Genomic DNA, 16,161 nt, shown 5'->3' on the forward strand with positions numbered 1-16,161 from the left:
CCGTAAAGTTTCGCCGTTCAGGCTCAGTTATATTTCACCGCTCGTAGTTTTATGCCTGCGGCCTGAACGCGTTCAGGGGCGAGCGCACCCGCCCCGTGACTGTTAGGAGCACCCTGAGGTCGCTCCACATGTGTTGCACTTCATACAGGTTCCGTTGCGCACGAGTGTGTAGTTGCCACAATCGCCACAGGCTTCGCCCTCGTAGCCCTGCATTTTAGCTTTTGTCCGCTCGTCCATACTCAGAGCTGTTGTGCTTGTCGTGGTGGCAAGGCTCTCGCCCATCGCAACTGCACTCACAGACCCGCCTGAAGTCTCCGGCACAAGCGTATTCAATGCCGTAACAGGGTCACCCGAGGCCATTGCCATACCACCAAAGCTTTGCCCGCCCTGCAGGACAACAAGTTCCTGAGGAAGGCGCTTGCGCAGGTAGCCTGTAGAGCTGATCTGCTTAAGCACTTCGAGCGAGCGAGATGCAGAGCCTTCACTCATTTCCTGAATGTTGCTCACGCCCTCTTCTTCGCCGCGCCCCAAGTCATCAAAGCTTGCGCCTTCTGGCTTCACATGCGCCAGATCAGTGCGGTCGAGGTAGGACACAGCCAGCTCACGGAAGATATAGTCAAGGATCGACGTGGCATTCTTGATGCTGTCATTGCCTTGGACCATGCCGGCAGGCTCAAACTTTGTGAACGTGAAGGCATCAACAAACTCTTCCAGTGGCACGCCATACTGGAGGCCAACCGAAACCGCGATCGCGAAGTTGTTCATCATCGCACGGAAGCCAGCACCCTCTTTGTGCATATCAATGAAGATTTCACCGAGTGAGCCGTCTTGGTATTCGCCCGTCCGCAAGTATACCTTGTGACCACCAACAACCGCTTTCTGCGTATAGCCTTTGCGGCGCTCGGGCATCTTCTCACGGTGTGATTTAACGATCTCTTTGATGATCACTTTTTCGACGATCTTTTGAGCAAGAACAGCCGCCTTTTCTTGGCTAGAACCGCTCTCAAGAATTTCGAGCGCCTCATCATCATCTTCCACGAGGGCAGATGCCAAAGGCTGGCTAAGCTTGGAACCATCGCGATACAGCGCATTGGCCTTCACACCGAGCGACCATGATAGCTCATAGGCTTTCTGGCAGTCTTCGATTGTCGCATCATTTGGCATGTTGATCGTTTTGGAGATCGCACCAGAGATAAAGCTCTGAGCCGCTGCCATCATATAGATGTGCGCCGTTACAGAGAGATATCGCTTGCCCCGCTTGCCACATGGGTTGGCACAGTCAAACACGTTGTAGTGTTTTTCTTCCAAGTGCGGCGCGCCTTCCAGTGTCATCGTTCCGCAAACGTGATCATTTGCTGCGTCAACATCGGCACGGGCGTAGCCAAGGTGCTTGAGCATATCAAACGTCGGATCATTAAGCTTCTCAGCAGGGATACCCAAGGTGCCTGTGCAGAAGGCTTCGCCAAGTGTCCACTGGTTGAACACAAAGCGGATGTCAAAAGCCGTGCCAAGCGCGTTTTCGATCTTGTCGATTTCTGGCTGGCCAAAGCCGTGCCCGATCAGCGAGGTATGGTTAATGCCTGGGGCATTGCCCAATGTGCCGTGACCGACCGCATAGGACACAATCTCTTCGATTTGGGCCGAGCCATAGCCGAGTTTTTCAAGAGCGGCAGGGACTGACTGGTTGATGATTTTGAAATAGCCGCCACCCGCAAGTTTCTTGAACTTCACAAGAGCAAAGTCAGGCTCAATCCCTGTTGTATCGCAATCCATAACAAGGCCGATTGTACCAGTTGGTGCAATCACAGAGACTTGGGCGTTGCGGAAACCGTTCTTTTCACCGAGTTTGAGCGCTTCGTCCCAAACAGCCATCGACAAATCGATCAGCTGACTATCGGGGCAATTCTTCAGATCAAGTGGAACAGGTTTGATTTCGAGGTTTTCATACCCTTCTGTCGCCCCATAGGCCGCGTTGCGGTGGTTGCGAATGACGCGGAGCATGTGCTCACGGTTGCGCTCGTAACCCGGGAATGCCCCCAGTTCGCCCGCGATTTCGGCAGAGGTGGCATAAGCAACGCCCGTCATGATGGCAGTAAGTGCAGCACCGATCGCGCGGCCCTCATCGCTATCATAGCCAAGACCAAGGTTCATCAAGAGGCCACCAATGTTGGCATAGCCCAGACCCAAGGTGCGGAAGTCGTAAGAACGCTGAGCAATCTCTTTTGACGGGAACTGCGCCATCATGACTGAGATTTCGAGCGTAACCGTCCAAAGGCGTGACGCGTGCATGTAGTCTTCCGCTTGGAACTTACCGTCCTTCAGGAAGGTCAGCAGGTTCATCGAGGCAAGGTTACAGGCAGTGTCGTCAAGGAACATATATTCCGAGCATGGGTTTGACCCGCGGATCTCACCATCTTCTGGGCAGGTGTGCCACTCGTTTACAGTATCGTGGAACTGAATTCCGGGATCGGCACAGGCCCAAGCCGCGTGACCAACATCTTCCCAAAGCTTACGTGCTTTGATGGTTTTAGCAACGGTGCCATCCGTACGACGGATCAGTTCCCAATCTGCATCATCTTTCACAGCCTTGAGATATGCATTTGTGACGCGGATCGAGTTGTTTGAGTTTTGACCTGATACCGACGCGTAGGCTTCCGAGTCCCAATCCGTGTCATAGGTTGGGAACTCAATGCTGCCAAACCCCTGTTTTGCGTAGTCGAGCACGCGCTTGACGTATGTCTCTGGAATATGGACTTTTTTCGCTCCACGGATGGCCGCTTTAAGCTGTTCATTCTTCTTTGGGTCAACAGAATCTTCGCTCGATCCATCCCAAGAACGAATGGCGCCGAAAATCTCGTTGAGCTTTTCTTCGTGAAGTTTGGAGCCCGCGACGATCGACGCAACCTTTTGCTCTTCTTTCACTTTCCAGTTGATATATTCTTCTACGTCAGGGTGGTCCGCATCGACGATAACCATCTTCGCTGCACGGCGTGTTGTTCCGCCAGATTTAATCGCACCTGCTGCACGGTCGCCAATCTTTAGGAAGCCCATGAGGCCAGAAGATTTGCCGCCGCCTGAGAGCGCTTCATTTGAGGCGCGCAGGTGGCTAAAGTTCGTGCCCGTGCCCGAGCCGTACTTGAAGAGACGCGCTTCACGCACCCAAAGATCCATGATGCCGCCATCGCCAACCAGATCATCTTTGACCGACTGGATAAAACAAGCATGTGGCTGCGGGTGCTCGTAAGCCGACGTTGATTTAGTCAACTCACCCGACTGGTAATCCACATAAAAGTGGCCTTGCCCTGGTCCATCAATGCCATATGCCCAATGTAGCCCTGTATTGAACCACTGCGGAGAGTTCGGCGCTGCGCGCTGCGTGGCAAGCATGTGCCGCATTTCGTCATAATAGGCGCGCGCATCATCCTCTGTTGAGAAGTAACCGCCCTTCCAGCCCCAGTAGGCCCATGCCCCTGCGAGACGGTCAAAAACTTGCTTGGCAGAAATTTCACCCGTCTTCTCGGTGGTGTCCGTCGCAGGCACTGAGCGCCACAAAAACTCAGGAACATCCTTTTCTTTCACTTTTTTCAAGGATGTTGGCACACCAGCTTTGCGAAAGTATTTTTGAGCGATCACATCCGAGGCCACCTGGCTCCACTTCTTAGGAACCTCTACATCGTCCAGTTTGAAAACAATGGTGCCGTCAGGATTGCGGATTTCTGAAACTGTCGTCACAAACTCAACATCCGCGTACGCGTCTTTGCCTGCCTCAGTAAATTTTCTGTCAATTTTCATAGCTCTGCCTAGCCCTCTGTGCCTTAAGTTTTACAATCATTGCCCGCCGACCACATATTTCTGGTCAGCCCCCTTTTTGAGCCAGACACGCCATGCAGATGCCAAGGATAAGGGCTGCGTGGAAATGAACCACGCGCCAAAACTGCGCTCGAAGCGAGCGATATGTCTGTGACTTAAACCTGTCCCTGCCCGACTGTTGACCCCTATATGTTGTGGTCTTTAATCTGACTGACACTATCTGGCGTATTTGCGCAGCGCAGGTCAACGGAAACTTTTACAAAAATTGTGCAATTTAGAGTTGACGCTAAAAAGTTTGAGGGGGTCGGAAAACTTCTCCCTGATTCATCCACCGCCGAGCTTTGGCACCTGCGCCCTCTGCTCATTTGGGCTTCAAGAGAGAAAGCCTTTTCTTTCGGCGGGGTTAGAGCAAAAGCCTAAAGAAACAGCCACGTGAGATGCCTCTTTTATCCACTGCCGTGGATAAATTTGATAGCTTTGCGTTAACTTTTAAAAAAAACTTCATACCGTCGCGCCCCGCTTGCTTTGGGACATAGTGCAGACGGGTGAACCGTAGATTCGCCAACAAGTGATTCTGGTTAACGCTCTTCCGTCATGACCATCAAAAAGTGATGTTAAGTGTATTCGACATTCATCATGGCGATGCGCGACACCAACAAAAAAGCCCCGTCGTGAAAAACGACGGAGCTTTTTTTGTAGTATAAATGGTCGGGACGGTAAGATTCGAACTTACGACCCCCTGTACCCAAAACAGGTGCGCTACCAGGCTGCGCTACGCCCCGGACCGAGCGCTTCTATAAGCGGCATCCGCTCTGCTTGTCCATACTCAATCGGCAAGAAAATGTCAGCTGCCTGAAGTTTCCGTTCCCCGCCGCTCTTCAAGCGCTCCAGCAATGGATTCAGCGCGCGCCGCAAGCTCCGCCAGACTGTCACTGACTGACGCAGGAACCACAGGTACTTCGATCCGTTCAGGTTCTGGCTTTGGCATGGAACTCATCCGTGCAAGCTCGCCTTCCAACTCCGCAATGCGGGCATCACGGGTCTTAAGCTTGTCCTCAACGCCTGCAGTCTTATCTGCGAGCATCAGACCTGCCATCAACAGCATGCGTGGCTCGGGCAAACGCCCAATCTGGTTTGTCAGCGTGCTGGCCTCAACATCCAACATAGCCGCGGCACTGTGAAGGTAATGCTCTTCCCCTTCTTGGCATGCGACTTCAAAAACACGGCCACCGATCTCTATTTTTACTTCAGGCATTATACGTTCTCCTCAAGCTGCGGCAGCTGGCCATTCAACGCCAATCCTATTGTCTCGGCAATTGCTTCTGCCTCCGCCCTATCTACAGCGCGAGATGCACGTAGCCCCTCAAGCTCCGCAAGCATGGCCTTATTTATGAGGTGAGGTTCTCCAACCCCTTTTTCGTTAGCCTCTCTCAAGGCCGCATTTGAACTCCGTAGCTGCTCGTTGGCCGCGCGCATGCGCTGCATTTCCATATCAAGCTTCGCCGTCGCCATACGTTGTGTTTCCAGCTCAGCCTCAAGGGCCTCCCGCGCAGCGTCATATTTCTCTCGAAGTTTCTTGTTGCGCTCCTCCAGCTGACCGCTGACAAGCTTTTCTTCTTCTAGCTCAGCACGCAACTGAGCAAGCTCTTCTGGGTCAACACTTGCTGGAGTTACCGCGTCAAGGTTGTCCACATGTTTGCCAATTCGGTCCAGCGCTGCTGTGATACGACGTTCGAGCTCTTCAATATTACTCATCTGCACTTCCTCAATACCCGTGCCTGTTGCGCATTTCGGTCCGCCCAAGCGAATCAAACGGCCACTCTCTGCCGTGGCTTCCAAAAAGTTTAGGCCATATTTTCACGTTTTGCACCCTTGTGAGGAAAACCACATTTGCCTCCGCGCGAGAGACTGTTAAAGACCATACCGAAACCTAATGCCAAAATGAGGACAAAGCCTTGGATATTGCAGCTCTTCGCGCCGCCAACCCCGAGCATTGGATGCGCGCCGCCGCTATTCGTGCACTTACGCTTGATGCGGTCGCAGCCGCCAATTCCGGTCATTCCGGCATGCCTATGGGCATGGCAGATGTCGCGACAGTTCTTTACGAGAAGCATTTAAAGTTTGATGCGAAGGCGCCAGATTGGCCCGACCGGGACAGGTTTATTCTGTCAGCCGGCCACGGCTCTATGCTGCTTTATTCCCTTTTGCACCTCACGGGCTATGAGGACATGACACTCGAGCAGGTGAAGAACTTCCGCCAATGGGGTGCAATCACGGCGGGTCACCCTGAATACGGTCACGCCAAAGGCATTGAAACAACAACAGGCCCACTCGGCCAAGGCATTGCCAACGCGGTTGGCTTTGCACTCGCAGAAGAAATCCAGCGTGCGCGTTATGGACGCAAAGTGGTGGATCACCACACCTATGTTATTGCAGGTGACGGCTGCCTCATGGAAGGCATTAGCCAAGAAGCCATCACCCTTGCTGGACGCCAACGCCTCGGTAAGTTGATTGTCTTTTGGGACAACAACAACATAACAATCGATGGTACGGTTGAACTGTCAGACCGAACCAATCAGCCACAGCGCTTCAAAGCGGCTGGCTGGCACGTGATAGAAATCGACGGCCACGATCCAATCGCGATTGATGCTGCAATCACAAAGGCCAAGACCACGTCAAAGCCCTCAATGATTGCTTGCAAGACGCATATCGCCTTGGGTCATGCCGCGCAGGATACATCAAAAGGCCACGGCGCTTTGACTGATGCGGCCCAGCTCGCCGAAGCCAAAGCTGGCTATGGCTGGACTTGGGGTCCCTTCGAAGTCCCTACAGAAATCAAGACACAGTGGGAAGCCATCGGCGCTCGCGGAGCAACCGAGCGAGCCGCATGGGAAGATCGCTTTGCCGGCCTTTCTGGCCGCAAACAAGACGACTTCACACGCGCTTTGGCTTTAGAGGCTCCCAAAAAACTTTCTGCCACAATCAAAGCCCTGAAAAAGCAAATCTCAGAGGGTGCGCCAAAAGTCGCGACACGCAAGAGTTCCGAAATGGTGCTCGAAGTGATCAACCCGATTATGCCTGAGACCGTCGGCGGCTCTGCCGACCTAACAGGATCAAACAACACCAAAACCGGTGATTTGGGCACGCACGATATCGACAATCGCAAAGGCCGTTATATCTACTACGGCATCCGCGAACACGGCATGGCTGCCGCAATGAACGGTATGGTCCTGCATGGTGGCGCCCGTGCGTATGGCGGCACGTTCTTTACTTTCACAGACTATGCTCGCCCCTCCATGCGTCTAGCTTCATTGATGAAGATCCCGACAGTTTTCGTAATGACACACGACAGTATCGGCGTCGGTGAAGACGGCCCGACACACCAACCTGTCGAACATCTTGCCATCTGCCGCGCGACCCCCAACAGCTACACCTTCCGCCCCTGCGACACCGTAGAGACAGCTGAAGCTTGGGAAATCGCTTTGACGAGCAAAGACACTCCATCGGTGCTCGCCTTGACCCGTCAAGGCCTTCCGACTCTGCGCACAGAGCACAAACTTAAAAACCTGAGCGCTCAGGGCGCCTACGTTCTCGCAGAAGCGACTGAAAAACGCCAAGCCATCATTATGGCAACTGGCTCTGAAGTCTCAGTGGCTATGGAGGCCCGCGCACTTCTGGAGGCCGAAGGTATCGGGACACGCGTCGTCTCAATGCCCTGTTGGGAACTTTTTGAAGAGCAAGACGAAGCTTACCGACGCAAAGTGCTTCCTGCTGGCCCTGTTCGCGTGGCTGTCGAAGCTGGCGCACGCATGGGTTGGGACCGTTGGCTGACTGGTGAGCGCGGCAAAGCCACCAAGGCCGATTTTGTCGGGATGGACGGCTTCGGTGCCTCAGCCCCTGCTGAAGTACTCTATGAGAAGTTCGGGATCACCGCTAAGGCTGTTGCTGAGAGCGTGAAAGCCCTGCTCTAACCTCCTGAATTTATCTTATAAATGACAAGGGCGGGATCATTCCCGCCCTTTTTCGTTTTACGATCACTCTTTGCTTTCACCCTCGTCATCCCAGCCCCAACCCCAAGTTGGCCCCCATTGGCTCTGATCTTCCTTTTTGGGTTTCGGCTTAGGCTTTGGCGGCGTTTCTGGGGTTCCACTTGCTGGTGCGACATTCGGTGTTCCACTGGCAGGCGAGAGCGTTGTTGTACCGCTCGCCAATGAAAGAGAGGCAGTATCGCTCGCATTTTTCGGTTTGCTTTCTGATGGCATTTCATCCTCCATGAGACGACTCAACGTGAAGATATTTTAGCCAATCGCGAGCCAAATCGCCTTGACACATCGCAATCGTCAAATGTGTTTAAAGCGTCTTTTCCTTAGCTCTGCAGGTTCTTGCGAAATACAGCCTGCCAAAGCGGCGTCACAACCTTCAATCCAATCGGGATGAGTATAAGCCCCAAGGTAAGCCCCAGAATCCCATCAATCGCTGCCGTAAAAAGCCATTTCAGAGCATCGACAGGTCCGCCAATAGCTGAGGCAAGCGCGCTGGCTAAGCCTTTAATGGCCTCATAGGGGCTGTGTACCCCAAGCTCATGCAGCGCATGCACAATGATTGAGCCCCCAACCCAGAGCATCGCAGCTGTCCCAACTATTGTGAGCAACCAAAGAAACTTTGGCATCACTTTCACTATCCCCTCGCCTAAACGGCGTGTGAGACTGAAACGGCCACGATTTGCCATGAAAAGCCCGACATCGTCTGCTTTGACGATCAAGGCGACCGAGCCGTAAACGGCCACCGTAATCATCACCGCCACTGCCGCCAGCGTAAAGGCCTCCATCCAAAAGGTGCTAGTGGGAATCGCGGCCAAAGCGATTGTCATAATCTCCGCAGAGAGAATGAAATCCGTTTTGATCGCCCCTTTTGCGCGCTCTTCTTCAAGATGTGCAGGGTCATCATGGCTTTCTTCCGCATCCGAATGATGATGCTCGACCAGCCCAAAACTGTGAGCAATTTTTTCCGCACCCTCAAAACAAAGATATGCGCCGCCCATCATCAGGAGTGGAGGAATAGCCCAAGGCGCAAAATTGCTAAGCGCCAAACCTGCGGGCAACAGGAAGACGAGCTTGTTGATCATCGAGCCGCGCGCAATACGCCAGATAATCGGCAGCTCCCGATCTGCAGAGAAGCCATGAACATATTTTGGCGTGACGGCAGCATCGTCGATCACGGCACCTGCAGCCTTTGCGCCTGCTTTCGTGGCTTGTGCCATCACGTCGTCAACGGACGCAGCCGCCACTTTCGCAATCGCAGCGACATCATCCAGCAAAGCTAACAAACCACTCATAAACCGTCCCTCATTTTTAGTGCCAATCTGACCATTCACGGACGTTAGCGCAATCAATGAGGCAGGCGAACCCCATCAACGAAGGTTTATCGCTAACAATCTGAATTTTCCTCGGCACTCCCCTTTCCGCTTGGCTCCGGCCCAGCTAAGACCAGCTCAAATAGTCGCGCAAGGAGAGACAACATGACCATTACGGTAGGCATCAACGGGTTTGGCCGCATCGGCCGCTGCACGCTTTCACATATTGCCGCTTCAGGCCGCGACGACGTTCGCGTTGTTAAGGTTAACGCAACAGGCCCGCTTGAGACAGCTGCGCATCTGATCAAGTACGACAGCGTACATGGACGCTTTCCCAATGACGTAAAAATCGGCGATGGCATGATGGATCTCGGCGCCGGCGAGATGCAGATGTTCTCAACATACAACATGGACGAGCTAGACTGGTCAGGTGTGGATGTTGTTATGGAATGCACAGGCAACTTCAATGACGGCGAAAAAGCCAAAGCGCACCTCGCACGCGGTGCCAAGAAAGTTCTGCTCTCAGCTCCTGGAAAGAACGTAGATCGTACAATTGTGTATGGCGTGAACAATGAGGCGCTCGAAGCGTCTCATACCATGGTTTCAAACGGCTCATGCACAACCAATTGCCTCGCGCCAGTGGCCAAAGTCTTGAACGACGCTGTAGGCATCGAGAGTGGTATTATGACGACGATCCACGCCTATACTGGCGATCAGCCCACGCTCGACCGACGCCACAAAGACCTTTATCGTGCGCGCGCAGCAGCGATGAGCATGATTCCGACATCAACAGGCGCTGCAAAAGCACTCGGCGAAGTCCTTCCCGAGCTTGCTGGCAAACTTGATGGTTCGGCCATTCGCGTTCCAACGCCCAATGTCAGCGCCGTTGACTTGACCTTTACTGCGAGCAAAGACGTAACCGTTGCCGACATCAACGAAATTGTGCGTGCAGCAGCGGAAGGCCCTATGAAAGGCGTCCTCGGCTATGAAGAGGCACCGCTGGTTTCTACAGATTTCAACCACACTGAAGAGAGCTCAATCTTCGCGCCTGCGCAGACAAAAGTGGTCGGCGGCCGCCTTGTTCGCGTTTTGGCGTGGTATGATAATGAATGGGGTTTCAGCTGCCGGATGGCAGACGTTGCAGCGATGATGGGCCGCCTCTAAGCCAAGCGAGTATTCTTGCGAAAAGCGCTTTCATGAGTCATAGCTCGTGGGAGCGCTTTTTTAATTGGTACGAGGGAGACAGAATGAACACACAAATCTCAATCGGTTTGGCGCTGGTGATTGTCTCGCTGCTGTGTCTCGATATGTTCTTCTTCAACTGGGACGGCACTATTTTTCTAATGCGAAAAATGGCAGACCTCATCGAATGGATGGCGTTCTGGCGCTAACCCACTCAGGCCTTACCCATACGTGACAATACCCGTTCCCGCACCAACGGCGGAACAAATTTTGAGATGTCACCATCAAGTCGCGCAATCTCTTTTACAAGTTTTGAGGCAATCGCCTGATGACGGGCCTCAGCCATGAGAAACACTGTTTCAACAGAATCGTCCAAAGAACGGTTCATACCCACCATTTGATATTCGTATTCAAAGTCGGCGACAGCACGCAACCCACGTACAATGATTTGGGCACCAACGTCTTTCGCGCAATCAATCAACAGGTTTTCAAACGGATGTACGACTATCTCTGTCCCCGTCTTGCGTGACAGCTCCGCGCATTCCGCTTCGATCATCTCGACACGCTCTTCAAGAGAAAACAGCGGTCCTTTGTCCCGGTTGATCGCAACACCAATTACAAGACGGTCAACGAGTGCCGCCCCACGTTTGATAATATCAAGATGCCCCAAAGTAACTGGGTCAAAAGTTCCAGGATATAGACCGATGCGCATAGGGAGCCTCTTGCTATTGGCTGCGTAACATTATTTCGCTGCAATGCAGTATTGGCACACAAATTGCAAGACTGACATGAAAGCGGCTGGGCTCAATGCCCCATAATCATGCCCTGAAGCGCTTCTTTTTCCATGGAAAGCTCTTCTAGCCGCGCCTTGACCGCATCACCGATTGTAATGATACCAATAAGCACGCCTTCTTCTGTAACGGGCATATGGCGAAAGCGCCCGTTGGTCATTTTCTGCAAAACAGAGTCAGTGGTCTCTTCTTTGCTGCAGCACACTGGATTGCGCGTCATTAGGTCACCAACAGTCTCCTCCAGACAGACAGCGCCCCTCAAAGCAAGGCTGCGCACAATATCTCGCTCTGAAAGGATTCCCTCCACTTTCTTGCCGTCATCCGAGACAATAAGGCCGCCAATTCGGCGTTCAGCGAGCACATGCGCTGCTTCAGATATCAATGTACCAGCCGAAATTGTAATCACCGAGCCATCGCCCTTTGATTTGAGGATCTGTTGCACGAGCATGGGCAGTCTCCTTTTCTTTCAGGTTGCGATGCGAATGGCTCTTCTGTCAAGCCAGCGCTTCGAGGCGAACCAACTCCCGCCTGATGCCCTCGCTCAGACTTTCAGCAAAACGCGAGAGCCGTGCCACGCGGCGATCATCTTCGTGGCGGATAAGATAAAAGCTCCGCTTAAGACTAAAAACATCGGGCAGAATTTTGCGTAAATTGGGCGCGGCGGGCAGTGCGAAATCATGCACCACTCCCACTCCACCTCCTTGTCGCATGGCATTGAGCTGAACAGAGGCCGAATTTGAGGCCAAGCGTACGCGCTCAAAAGGCGTGCCACTCAAGTAATCAAGCTCCTTGTCAAAAATCATATCGGGAATGTAGCCAATAAAGCTATGATGACTCAGCTCTGCCATAGACGAGATTGGCGAATGCTTTGCCAAATAGTCCTCAGCCGCCGCCAAATGCAGGCGATAGTCGGCCAACTTCTGCACCAGAAGCCGCCCTGCCTCCGGGCGGCTCACAGTGATCGCCATGTCAGCTTCGCGCTTGGACAAATTAAAGATGCGCGGCAAAGCCACAATCTGGATATCTAGATCAGGGTTCTCTGCCGTGATCGCGGCACAAACCTGCGGCAAAAGAAAATTAGCACAGCCGTCAGGCGCACCGAGACGAATTTGCCCAGAGAGCTCGCTGCCCTGTCCGCCCAAGTCTTCTCGTGCATCCAACATGGTTTGCTCAAGTCGTACAGCGTGTGACAATAGTTTTTGACCTTGAGCCGTGAGCCGATATCCTTGCGGGGACTTTACAAACAAGACCTCATCCAACGCCTCTTCCAGACGTGCCACCCTCCGACCAACAGTCGCAGGATCGGCCTTCAACAGTGACGCTGCTGCCGACAGGGTTTCAGCCCGCGCCACAGCAAGAAAACTGCGCATATCATCCCAATTTGGTGTCATCCCACCCCCATAATGCAAAAATGCAAAGCATGCCGTGTGAACCTGCCCCTTTTACACGTAATATTGCAAGGCTAGAATAACCCCGAAATCTGACTGGAGGATATGATGCAAGAACTTACACATTACATTGGCGGGGAACATGTAAAAGGCACGTCTGGCCGCTTTGCTGATGTTTTCAACCCAGCGACAGGCGAAGTGCAGGCGCGCGTTCCGCTCGCGTCTAAAGAAGAAATGGCAAAGGCCGTGGCCATCGCAGCCGCAGCCCAGCCCGCTTGGGCCGCAACCAACCCGCAGCGTCGCGCACGCGTGATGATGAAATATGTCGAGCTGCTCAACCGCGACATGGACAAACTCGCTGAAGCCCTCAGCCGTGAACACGGCAAAACGCTTCCTGATGCGGCTGGCGACGTACAACGTGGTCTCGAAGTCATTGAATATTGCATTGGCGCACCACAGCTTCTCAAAGGCGAGTACACAGACGGCGCGGGCCCAGGCATCGACATGTACTCAATGCGCCAAGCACTTGGCGTCACAGCGGGCATCACGCCATTCAACTTCCCAGCGATGATCCCCATGTGGATGTTTGGCCCTGCCCTCGCTTGCGGTAACGCGTTTATCCTTAAGCCCTCAGAGCGTGATCCTTCCGTGCCGCTCATGCTCGCTGAACTGATGGAAGAAGCAGGTCTCCCCAAAGGTATCTTGCAAGTGGTAAACGGTGATAAAGAAGCCGTTGACGCGATCCTCTACGACGAAACGATCCAGTCTGTCGGGTTTGTCGGCTCAACACCAATTGCCGAATACATCTATGGTACAGGTTGTGCACAGGGCAAACGCGTTCAATGTTTTGGTGGCGCCAAAAACCACATGATCATCATGCCGGATGCCGATCTTGACCAAGCTGCGGACGCACTCATCGGAGCAGGCTATGGCGCGGCGGGCGAACGCTGCATGGCAATCTCTGTTGCGGTTCCTGTCGGTGAAGAGACCGCAGACAAGCTTATTGAGAAGCTTGTACCCCGCATCGAAAAACTGAAGGTCGGGCCATATACGTCTGGCAATGACGTCGATTATGGTCCCGTTGTGACAGCGGCTGCAAAGCAGAACATCCTCGGGCTCGTGCAAACTGGCGTTGACCAAGGTGCAGAACTCGTCGTCGATGGTCGTGACTTCGCTCTGCAAGGCTATGAAGACGGTTTCTTTGTTGGCCCACATCTTTTTGATCGCGTGTCGCCTGACATGGACATCTATAAAAAAGAAATCTTCGGACCCGTTCTTTGTACAGTGCGCGCAGGCTCCTACGAAGAGGCGCTCAAACTGGCGATGGACCACGAATACGGTAACGGCACAGCAATTTTCACCCGCGATGGCGACTCAGCGCGCGACTTTGCCAACCGTATTAATGTTGGCATGATTGGGATCAACGTTCCTATCCCCGTTCCACTGGCTTACCATACATTTGGTGGCTGGAAAAAATCAGTCTTTGGTGATTTGAACCAGCACGGTCCTGATGCTTTCAAGTTCTACACACGCACCAAAACAGTCACTTCGCGCTGGCCTTCAGGTATCAAAGACGGTGGTGAATTCAACTTTAAGCCTATGGACTAATACAAAAACTCTCGTCATGCTAGAAAGCGGCCCTGCTACACTCGGGCCGCTTTTTTATGAGTTCACTTTGGACAGTAGCGCGTAATGCCAGTCACTTACGAGATACTTGATGCACCAGAAGCGGTCTTGGCCCGCTATACAGGGGTTGTGAGCCTCAGCGAAATTACAACAATGTTTCGAGACTATATGAGGGACGACTGTTTTTCACTGTCCCGCCCTCACATTGCGGACATCCGTGATTTTGATAGTCAAAACGTCGGCTTTGCAGAGATTTACTCCCTCTTTTCAATGTACGGTCGCTGCTACAGCGAAACAGGCGAACGGATGAGAGTCGCGATTATCGCACCCAACGAAGTGGCTTTCGGCATGAGCCGAATATTCGAAAACCTAACCGAACAATCAGATTGGGCCAGCACGGCCATTTTCGAATCCCTAGACGATGCCAAAACGTGGATTAAGACCAATACATGTACCGCGCCTTGAAATAAGTCTTTATTCCTGATGAACTCGGCTTGTCATAGACCGTCCAAAAGGAACGTCACATGTCCCGCGCCGAGCCTGATTTTACCATTGGTATAGAGGAAGAGTACTTGCTCGTAGATCGCGAAAGCCTTGCTTTGGCGCGCGCACCAGACGCTATGATGCAAGCCTGCGCCGCGACACTTGAAGGGCAATTCAGCCCCGAGTTTTTGGAGTGCCAGATTGAAATCGGAACAAAAGTCTGTGCTGGCGTCAGTGAGGCGCGTGACGAGTTGAAGTATTTGCGGAGCACTGTCGCGCGTATCGCAGCAGAGCATGGCCTCGCCCCAATCGCTGCCTCGTGCCACCCATTTTCCGACTGGCGAGACCAGCATCACACCAAAAAAGACCGCTATAACGAACTTCATGACGATCTCGCGGGTGTGGTTCAGCGGTTGCTGATCTGTGGCTGCCATGTCCATGTTGGCATTGCAGAGAAAGCTATGCGGATTGATCTCGTTAACCAGCTTAAATATTTTTTGCCTCACTTGCTCGCCCTCAGCTGCTCCTCCCCGTTCTGGCAAGGGCGCGACACTGGGCTTAGCTGCTATCGCCTCTCGGTATTTGACAACCTACCTCGCACGGGTCTGCCACCACGCATGGAAAGCTGGGGAGAATTTGAGCGCTCGATTGAAGCCCTTGTGGATCTTGGAGTCATTGAAGACAGTTCCAAAGTCTGGTGGGACTTGCGCCCCTCCTCACGCTTTCCAACGATCGAAAGCCGTATTTGCGATGTGGCGCCTCGCATGGAAACGGCACTCACGCTCGCAGCCCTCAGCCAGTCGCTCACAAGAATGCTTTGGCGTTTGGCCATGAAAAACCAACGCTGGCGAATCTATGACAACTTTCTCATCGCCGAAAATCGTTGGCGGGCGCAGCGATACGGGGTCAGCGAGGGTCTGATTGACCTTGGTGCACGCGAGATCGTGCCCTTTCCAAAGCTTATCGACGAGCTGGTAACTTTGGTAGAGGAAGACGCGGAAGCGCTGGGGTGCGAAGAAGAAGTTGAACGCGCAAAAGAGATAGCGAACAAAGGCAATGCTGCGGATCAGCAACGTCGTGTTTACAGCGTTGCGCGCAGTTCTGGAGCTGACCATGACACCGCGCTTGGTGCAGTCGTTAGCCATCTGATAGAAGAGTTTCACGCAGACCTATGATCCCTCTCAAGGAGCCAAGACATGTTCACACGCCGCAATTTACTGAAAACAGCCCTAATGCTACCTGCACTATCTTTCCTACGTCCAAGCGCCGCAGAGGCAGCTGAACACAAAGTGCGTATGCAGTCTATGCGCTTCTCCCCCGTCACGCTGACCATCAAAGCTGGAGATAGCGTCGTTTTCGAAAATCGCGGCCCGATGGAACACACCGCAACCGCAAAGGACAAGAGCTGGGACACGGGTAACCTACGCAAAGGGAAATCAGCGACCATCACCTTCCCAAATAAGGGTACGTTCAAATATGACTGCCGTTGGCACAGCGCAATGCAAGGCACAATCATCGTCGAATAGTT

Annotated in this window: 15 protein-coding genes and 1 tRNA gene; 7 read left to right on the top strand and 9 right to left on the bottom strand. The window is 53.1% G+C overall.

Annotated elements, in window-relative coordinates; translation table 11 throughout:
• Positions 1 to 102 precede the first annotated feature (102 nt).
• From DSM117340_RS07930 to DSM117340_RS07945, 4 genes are all read right to left on the bottom strand, one after another.
• Positions 103 to 3,792 (bottom strand): vitamin B12-dependent ribonucleotide reductase, encoded by a 3,690-nt coding sequence (locus DSM117340_RS07930; RefSeq protein ID WP_089890693.1) that lies wholly within the window; start codon positions 3,790 to 3,792, stop codon positions 103 to 105.
• A 723-nt stretch (positions 3,793 to 4,515) separates the two neighbouring features.
• Positions 4,516 to 4,592 (bottom strand) — tRNA-Pro (locus tag DSM117340_RS07935).
• Positions 4,593 to 4,654: 62 nt separating this feature from the next.
• On the bottom strand, positions 4,655 to 5,065 hold the full coding sequence (locus tag DSM117340_RS07940) for a cell division protein ZapA (protein WP_089890691.1): 411 nt from the start codon (positions 5,063 to 5,065) through the stop codon (positions 4,655 to 4,657).
• Positions 5,065 to 5,565, bottom strand: a complete 501-nt coding sequence (locus tag DSM117340_RS07945) for a hypothetical protein (RefSeq protein ID WP_089891634.1) — start codon at positions 5,563 to 5,565, stop codon at positions 5,065 to 5,067. The genes DSM117340_RS07940 and DSM117340_RS07945 overlap by 1 nt, the downstream gene beginning before the upstream one ends.
• 200 nt (positions 5,566 to 5,765) lie before the next feature.
• On the opposite strand from DSM117340_RS07945, the gene tkt reads away from it, so the two are divergent.
• Positions 5,766 to 7,781, top strand: coding sequence for a transketolase (tkt, locus tag DSM117340_RS07950; RefSeq protein ID WP_089890689.1), 2,016 nt, complete (start codon positions 5,766 to 5,768; stop codon positions 7,779 to 7,781).
• Between the two features lie 63 nt (positions 7,782 to 7,844).
• Here tkt and DSM117340_RS07955 read toward each other — a convergent pair whose 3' ends face one another.
• Positions 7,845 to 8,072, bottom strand: a complete 228-nt coding sequence (locus DSM117340_RS07955; RefSeq protein WP_089890685.1) for a hypothetical protein — start codon at positions 8,070 to 8,072, stop codon at positions 7,845 to 7,847.
• Positions 8,073 to 8,176: 104 nt separating this feature from the next.
• A complete protein-coding gene (locus tag DSM117340_RS07960; RefSeq protein WP_089890682.1) occupies positions 8,177 to 9,145 on the bottom strand; it encodes a DUF808 domain-containing protein in 969 nt (322 codons plus the stop codon).
• 183 nt (positions 9,146 to 9,328) lie between these two features.
• Here DSM117340_RS07960 and gap point away from each other — a divergent pair, with 183 nt between their 5' ends.
• Positions 9,329 to 10,327 (top strand): type I glyceraldehyde-3-phosphate dehydrogenase, encoded by a 999-nt coding sequence (gene gap / locus DSM117340_RS07965; RefSeq protein ID WP_089890680.1) that lies wholly within the window; start codon positions 9,329 to 9,331, stop codon positions 10,325 to 10,327.
• A gap of 83 nt (positions 10,328 to 10,410) precedes the next feature.
• Positions 10,411 to 10,554 (top strand): hypothetical protein, encoded by a 144-nt coding sequence (locus DSM117340_RS07970; protein WP_177170661.1) that lies wholly within the window; start codon positions 10,411 to 10,413, stop codon positions 10,552 to 10,554.
• A 5-nt stretch (positions 10,555 to 10,559) separates the two neighbouring features.
• On the opposite strand, the gene coaD is transcribed toward DSM117340_RS07970, so the two are convergent.
• The 3 genes from coaD to DSM117340_RS07985 all read right to left on the bottom strand — a co-directional run bounded on the left by coaD (position 10,560) and on the right by DSM117340_RS07985 (position 12,527).
• Complete coding sequence (gene coaD, locus DSM117340_RS07975; RefSeq protein WP_089890679.1) at positions 10,560 to 11,057, bottom strand: pantetheine-phosphate adenylyltransferase; 498 nt, start codon at positions 11,055 to 11,057, stop codon at positions 10,560 to 10,562.
• A gap of 92 nt (positions 11,058 to 11,149) precedes the next feature.
• Positions 11,150 to 11,584: a CBS domain-containing protein gene (locus tag DSM117340_RS07980; RefSeq protein ID WP_089890677.1), complete on the bottom strand. Its 435-nt coding sequence runs from the start codon at positions 11,582 to 11,584 to the stop codon at positions 11,150 to 11,152.
• Between the two features lie 46 nt (positions 11,585 to 11,630).
• The gene (locus tag DSM117340_RS07985) at positions 11,631 to 12,527 is read right to left on the bottom strand and encodes a LysR family transcriptional regulator (RefSeq protein ID WP_089890675.1); all 897 of its coding nucleotides are present in this window, start codon (positions 12,525 to 12,527) and stop codon (positions 11,631 to 11,633) included.
• A gap of 105 nt (positions 12,528 to 12,632) precedes the next feature.
• Here DSM117340_RS07985 and DSM117340_RS07990 point away from each other — a divergent pair, with 105 nt between their 5' ends.
• From DSM117340_RS07990 to DSM117340_RS08005, 4 genes are all read left to right on the top strand, one after another.
• A complete protein-coding gene (locus DSM117340_RS07990) occupies positions 12,633 to 14,132 on the top strand; it encodes a CoA-acylating methylmalonate-semialdehyde dehydrogenase (RefSeq protein WP_089890673.1) in 1,500 nt (499 codons plus the stop codon).
• Between the two features lie 84 nt (positions 14,133 to 14,216).
• A complete protein-coding gene (locus DSM117340_RS07995) occupies positions 14,217 to 14,615 on the top strand; it encodes a hypothetical protein (protein WP_089890671.1) in 399 nt (132 codons plus the stop codon).
• A gap of 59 nt (positions 14,616 to 14,674) precedes the next feature.
• Positions 14,675 to 15,808 carry a carboxylate-amine ligase gene (locus DSM117340_RS08000; RefSeq protein WP_089890669.1) on the top strand — a complete coding sequence of 378 codons (1,134 nt, stop codon included), beginning with the start codon at positions 14,675 to 14,677 and terminating at the stop codon, positions 15,806 to 15,808.
• A 21-nt stretch (positions 15,809 to 15,829) separates the two neighbouring features.
• Positions 15,830 to 16,159, top strand: a complete 330-nt coding sequence (locus tag DSM117340_RS08005; protein WP_089890668.1) for a cupredoxin domain-containing protein — start codon at positions 15,830 to 15,832, stop codon at positions 16,157 to 16,159.
• Positions 16,160 to 16,161: the final 2 nt, after the last annotated feature.

Source organism: Lentibacter algarum (assembly GCF_040580765.1).
In the GTDB taxonomy this organism is placed as follows: domain Bacteria; phylum Pseudomonadota; class Alphaproteobacteria; order Rhodobacterales; family Rhodobacteraceae; genus Lentibacter; species Lentibacter algarum.